The organism is Mesorhizobium sp. M5C.F.Ca.IN.020.32.2.1 (assembly GCF_004023105.1).
GTDB classification, from domain to species: Bacteria; Pseudomonadota; Alphaproteobacteria; order Rhizobiales; family Rhizobiaceae; genus Mesorhizobium; species Mesorhizobium wenxiniae.
The window spans coordinates 1-6,225 of record NZ_RZSX01000349.1; the positions used below are offsets into that span (position 1 = coordinate 1).

At 64.9% G+C, this 6,225-nt stretch carries 4 protein-coding genes; 1 reads left to right on the forward strand and 3 read right to left on the reverse strand.

The window, feature by feature from the left end; genetic code table 11:
- A partial coding sequence (locus tag EOA86_RS39435) for a hypothetical protein (protein ID WP_206630061.1) occupies positions 1 to 588 on the reverse strand: 588 nt, incomplete at its 3' end.
- Positions 589 to 893: 305 nt separating this feature from the next.
- On the opposite strand from EOA86_RS39435, the gene EOA86_RS18165 reads away from it, so the two are divergent.
- Positions 894 to 1,565 (forward strand): hypothetical protein, encoded by a 672-nt coding sequence (locus EOA86_RS18165; protein WP_128342927.1) that lies wholly within the window; start codon positions 894 to 896, stop codon positions 1,563 to 1,565.
- A 43-nt stretch (positions 1,566 to 1,608) separates the two neighbouring features.
- Here EOA86_RS18165 and EOA86_RS18170 read toward each other — a convergent pair whose 3' ends face one another.
- Positions 1,609 to 4,878, reverse strand: a complete 3,270-nt coding sequence (locus tag EOA86_RS18170) for an error-prone DNA polymerase (protein ID WP_128342929.1) — start codon at positions 4,876 to 4,878, stop codon at positions 1,609 to 1,611.
- The coding region (locus EOA86_RS18175; RefSeq protein ID WP_245497307.1) for a DNA polymerase Y family protein at positions 4,875 to 6,225 on the reverse strand (1,351 nt) is incomplete at its 5' end. The genes EOA86_RS18170 and EOA86_RS18175, both read right to left, overlap by 4 nt.

Consider the following 6,225-nt stretch of genomic DNA (forward strand, 5'->3'; position numbering starts at 1 on the left):
GTAGACAGCTGCAACCGCCTCCAACAAGAGCGTCGCGGCGGCAGAACGCTCTGGGTAAAGGGCTACGATATGGCTTCCGTAGTTTGGATGGACATAGCTGTTGAGCGCGGCACGCGCCCTTTCGAGACGGGGCAATGCCTTTGCTGTCGGATTGAAAGAGGGCCAACCCCCACCCTCGATGATCGTGTTCGTCGACAGTCTTGCAAGCGAGGCCCAAGCAAACGACACAAATTGCTTCAGTCGATCCTGATCTTCTTTTCGCGTTGATTCCGCCAGGATTGCGAGCCTGTTCGCATCTATGTCCAGGGCATGGAGGCGCATCGCCTCCTCACACAAAGTCCGTAACACCAGCGCAGCGAACAAGAGGTCACCGGTGGCCGAAGCGTCTAGAAAGGCACGCTCTAGAAGCAGCCAGCGAGGCCACGCCGCGGCCCGGAGAGCGGGACTCACAATCTCATGGATGCGTGGGATGCGATCTGGTCGTAGCGCAGGGTCCCGGGGCGGCTCCCCGTCCGCCCATGCTTGCAACGCACGCACGGCGATGGCGAGGATTTCCTCGTCGCGGTCGGAGACCGACCACACCGGCATTCTGTGGTTTCCCGTCCTTCGTCGCCGCAAGGCTGCGTCAGCCCCTGCCAGCAACTCGGGTATCCCCTCGATTGACGCCCACAAATCGCGCCACGTCGGAAATACCAGCGGATGCGAGATGCGTGCCATGAGCCTCAGGGAGCGGAGAAAGAAACGAGGAATTTTGCGCAAAACCGCCTGAAGGCGTCAACGCGATTTCGAGGGGCGGCATAGATTCTGATGCTCGTCCTCATCGCTTGTGGCTGCTCAGGATCATACCCAGGCCGTCCACCGTACTGCGCAATACGTGCAACGGCTTAGGATCGGTGGTCGCAGCCGATCTCCTGACGCGGCCTCAATCGCACCGCGCTTTTTTCCATATCCGCGCCGCCGGGCGCGGTATAGTTCTAGTCGTGGAGGGCGAGGGCATGGGTTCGGGTTTTGAAGACGAGTTTCGTCCGGTCGATGACATACTCCGTTCCGGCCACCGGACGAGGGGCGTGGATGCTTTCACGCTGACGTACCTCAGGGCCGAACGTCAAATCCGGAAGATTTTCACGCACCTCATCTTCCAATCGGAAGCCTTCGATCACAAAAATAGCCAGCAGTTGCGTCAAGCGCTCCACGATGCGCCAGACCTTTCTTTCAAGAAGCTGACCGACGGCATTCAACGTCTCGCCAATGTCACTGTCGCCGAGTTGGTAGGCGCCGAATACGATCGGCTCTTCAAGGTGCTGCAGAAGGCCAAGCGGTATCGGGACAAACTTTTTCATGGGCAGTTGCCCGACCAGTATGTGAGCACCGAGGAATTCATCCAGATCGAGCGAGACATAAGGACTTGGTGCGAGCTTCTCGCAGCAGGCGCGCTGAAGCACATTGGTTACGATGGAATCCTCGATTCTCATCGCAAGCTCAAACGACCTGAGATTGTGAAACGCGTGACTGAGCTGGTCCCGAACCTGAAGGCCTACGAAGAGTTTCTCAAAAAGCTGCGCTGATGAAGGCAGCGACGTTCGTTCACCACGTATTCGGTATCTGTGATCAGTGGAAATCCCGCGTCTTCACCTTGATCTCGCTGATGTGGCTGTAGGGATCGACGAGGTTGCGGCCGCGAAACGGTTTCAGCGGCAGCCCGCGCGGGTCGGGGGTCGGCGAACCGTGATGGAATTCGTCGCCACGGCCGTGCGGCAGCGGAAAGGCTGTGTCGCGTTGACCGACGCTCGCCAGCTCCGCCGACAGGTCAGTCAGGTGCCGCGCGACGAGATGGACAACTTCGCCCTCGCGCTGAACTCGCCCGCGCACCGCGATCATGCTGGCCGAAAGAATGGTCCGGCGATTGGCCTCGAACACTTTTGGCCAGACGACGAGATTGGCGATCCCGGTCTCGTCCTCGAGCGTGATGAACATCACGCCCTTGGCGCTGCCCGGGCGCTGCCTGACCAGCACGATCCCCGCCGCCTCGAGCCAGCCGCCGTCGCGGATGTCCATCGCCTCGGCGCACGAGACGATGCGACGCCGGCGAAGATCGTCGCGCAGGAAGCTCACAGGGTGGTTGCGCAGCGACAGCCCGACGTGACCGCAGTCCTCCACCACTTCGGCGCCGGCCGTCATCGTCCGAAGCACCACGGCGGGCTCCACGATCTCCGGCACGGCGTCGTGCTCGCGAGCCGTGGCGGCGAAGAGCGGCAAGGGCTCGTCGCGCAGCGCTTTGATCGCCCACAGCGCCTCGCGCCGGGCAAGACCGAGCGACGGCCGGAAGGCGTCGGCCTCCGCGAGTTGGACGAGCGTGGTCTGGGGCACCCCGGCGCGCCGCCACAGATCGTCCACCGAAGCGAAGGGCTGATCGGCGCGCGACGCGATAATGCTCCCCGCATGGACATTGGCGAGGCCGCGGACCATGCGCAGACCTAGCCGGACGGCGAAGCGGCTTTCGTCTCCGGTTGACTCCAGGGCGCAGTCCCAGCGTGAGGCGTTGACGCATGGCGGCCGCACCTCGACGCCATGAGCAATCGCGTCCCGCACAATCTGCGCGGGAGCGTAGAAGCCCATGGGCTGGCTGTTCAGGAGGGCGCAGCAGAAGACGTCGGGATGCCAGCATTTGAGCCATGCACTGGCGTAGGCGATCAGCGCGAAAGACGCGGCATGGCTTTCCGGGAAGCCGTAGCTGCCGAAGCCCTCGAGCTGGCTGAAGGTCTTTTCCGCGAACGGCCGGTCGTAGCCGCGATCGACCATGCCCTCGATCAGCTTGGTCTTGAAGGCGGAGACGCCGCCCGTGTGCTTGAACGTCGCCATCGACTTGCGCAGCATGTCGGCCTCGCCGGGCGTGAAGCCCGCGCATTCGATGGCGACGCGCATGGCCTGTTCCTGGAAGAGTGGCACGCCGAGCGTCTTGCCCAGGACCCTCTCGAGTTCCGGCTTCGGGTAATGCACCGGCTCGAGACCCTCGCGGCGACGCAGATAGGGATGCACCATGTCGCCCTGGATCGGTCCTGGGCGCACGATCGCGACCTGGACGACGAGGTCGTAGTAGGTCCGCGGCTTGAGACGCGGCAGCATCGACATCTGGGCGCGGGATTCGATCTGGAAGGTGCCAAGCGTGTCGGCCTTGCGGATCATCGCATAGGTACGCGGATCTTCGGCCGGGATGGTGGCGAGATCGAGCTTGATGTCCTTGTGCTCGGCCAGCAGATCGAGGCCCTTCTTCATGCAGGTCAGCATGCCGAGGGCCAGGACGTCGACCTTCATGAATTTGAGCGCGTCGATGTCGTCCTTGTCCCACTCGATGACTTGCCGATCCACCATGGCGGCCGGCTCGATGGGAACGAGGTCATCCAACCGATCGTGGGTCAACACAAACCCGCCCGGGTGCTGGCTCAGATGGCGCGGAGCGCCCATGAGCTGACGCGCCAGATCGAGGGCGAGACGCAGACGCCTGTCGGACAGGTTGAGATTGAGCTCGGCAAGATGCCGATCGGCGACACCTTCTTCCGACCACCCCCACACCTGGCCCGACAGTGTGCGGATGAGGTCTTCGGGCAGGCCGAGCGCCTTGCCGACATCACGCAACGCCCCCTTGGTGCGATAGCGAATGACTGTCGAGCAGAGCGCCGCATGATCGCGGCCGTAGGTGTCGAACACCCACTGCATAACGATCTCGCGTCGCTCGTGCTCGAAGTCGACGTCGATGTCGGGCGGCTCGCGCCGTTCCTCCGATACGAACCGCTCGAACAGCAGATCATTGCGGCCCGGATCGATCGAGGTGATGCCGAGGACGAAGCAGACGGCGCTGTTGGCCGCCGAGCCGCGACCCTGGCAGAGGATGTCGCGCGAGCGCGCGAACCTGACGATGCTGTTGACCGTCAGGAAGTACGGCGCATAGCCGAGCTTTTGGATCAGCTGTAGTTCGTGATCGAGCGTGGCCCGCACGCTGTCGGGCAGCCCGTCAGGATAGCGTTGGGCAGCGCCGTCCCAAGTGAGCTTCTCCAACGTTTGCTGCGGCGTGAGTGCGGGATCGTCGCGCTCTTCCGGATATTGGTAGGCGAGTTCGTCCAGGCTGAAGCGGCATCGCGCGACAATCCCGAGCGTGCGCGCGAGGGCCTCGGGATAGCGGCCGAAGAGCCGGTGCATCTCTTCCGGCGGCTTGAGGCAGCGATCCGCATGGCGCTCGCGGCGATCGCCGAGCTCATCGATCGTGACGTTGTGACGAATGCAGGTGACGACGTCCTGCAGGATGCGCCGGCCGGATTCGTGGAACAGAACATCATTGGTCACGACGGTCGGCACGTGCATTTTCGCGCCGATGTTCGACAGATTGTGGAGCCGAAGCTGATCATTCGGCCGGCGCCGCAACGTGAGGGCCATGTAGGCGCGGTCACCGAAGCCTTCGCGCAGCCGGCGCAGGCGCATTCCGCACGTTTCATCGGCGGCGTCCGGGACGAGGACGGTAATGAGACCTTCGCCATAAGCCAGCAGGTCAACCCATTCGAGATGACACTTGCCCTTGCCGGCGCGTCCCTTGCCGAGGGTGAGAAGTCTGCAGAGCCGCGCATAGGCGGCCCGATCCGTCGGGTAGACGAGGACCGACATCCCATCGGCGAGATCGAGCCGGCAGCCGACGACCAGGCGCACGCCCGTGGTCTTGGCGGCCTCGTGAGCGCGGACGATGCCGGCGAGGCTGTTGCGGTCGACGACGGCGAGCGCCTCGATCCCGAGCAGCGCCGCCTGCGCGAACAGTTCCTCGGCGGAAGACGCGCCGCGCAGGAAGCTGAAATGCGAGGTGACCTGCAGTTCGGCGTAGCGAGGGCTGGTCATCCGAAGACTCCGTGGATGAACCAGCGCTGCGAGCCGGTGGCTTCGTCCTCGCCGTCACCGGCGCGGTAGAGCCAGTAGCGTTCGCCCGCTTCGTCTTCGATCCGGAAATAGTCCCTGATTGCAATGAGTTCAGCGTCGCGCTTCCACCATTCCCCGAAGACCCGCTCGGGTCCGTCGGCGCGCCGAATGCGTCGGCGAACGCCGCGCCAGGTGAAAGAGACTGGCGGATGGTCCGGCAGCAGGGCGATGGTCTCGACCGGCTCAGGGGTCAGCAAGAGCCGTGCCGGGCGTGGCCAGGCATCGGGCCAGCTCGCGCCGATGTCGGGGGCGAGCGCCGCCACACGGATCACCGACCGCTCCGGAACATCGCTCGCCACCGGCGCGGCGCGATAGATGGCGCGCTCGCCGACGCGGTTGGCCAGGGTGTCGATGAGATCGGAGATGTCGGGCTCGGTTGTCTCGAGCGGCGATGTCACCATCTGGCGGGGTTCCAGCGGTTCGGCAACCGTGGCGCAGAGCGTCAGCATCTCGATCCCGAAGCCGGGATCAATGGTTTCGATCTTGTCGCAGAGCAGCCGGCTGAGCCGCTTCGCATCGCGTACGGGCTTGGCCATGCCGACTCGGATAGCCTGGCCGCGACTGTCGACGCGCTGACAGATGAGGTCGAGACGCCGCGCGCCCTGACCCTTCTGCTCGAGTTGGACGCAAATTGCGTCGACGAGCTTGCCGATGTAGCGGGCGATGGTCTCGGCCGCAGAAATCGGCTCGGCGAAGGCGCGGCGCACCTCGGTCAATTCGGCCGGCCGGATCGGCTCGATCGGCTCGGCTGCGCGGCCGAGCGCCTGGTCGAGGCGCCGGCCCAATGCGGGCCCGAAGCGCAGCGCCAGAGGCGCGCGCGGCTGCGCGATGAGGTCGCCGATCCGCTCGAAACCGAGCACACGCAGTGCCGCCGGCATGCCGGGCGGGAGCCGCAGCGCCTCGACCGGTAGTGCCGCAATCGGGGAGGGGTCGTGGCCGGGTGCGGCGATCATCGCCGAAGCGGAGGCGAAGCGGGCAAGCGCATGCGCCACACCCCAGGTATCGGCGACGGCCGCGCGTGCGGCGAGGCCCGACATCGCGAGCCGGCCGACCAGGCCATCGAGCATGGCCGCCTCGCCGCCATGCAGATGATCGGCGCCGGTCGTGTCGATGACGATCCCGTCCGGTGGATCGGCGGCAACGATCGGGGCGACGCGCTGGAGGATCCATATCGCCAGGCGTTCCAGCGCTTCGGCGTCGGCCGCGGGATCGGCGTCGCGGATCTCGAGGCCGGCGACGAGCGCTTGGGCCTTGGCCGCGGGCATGCCG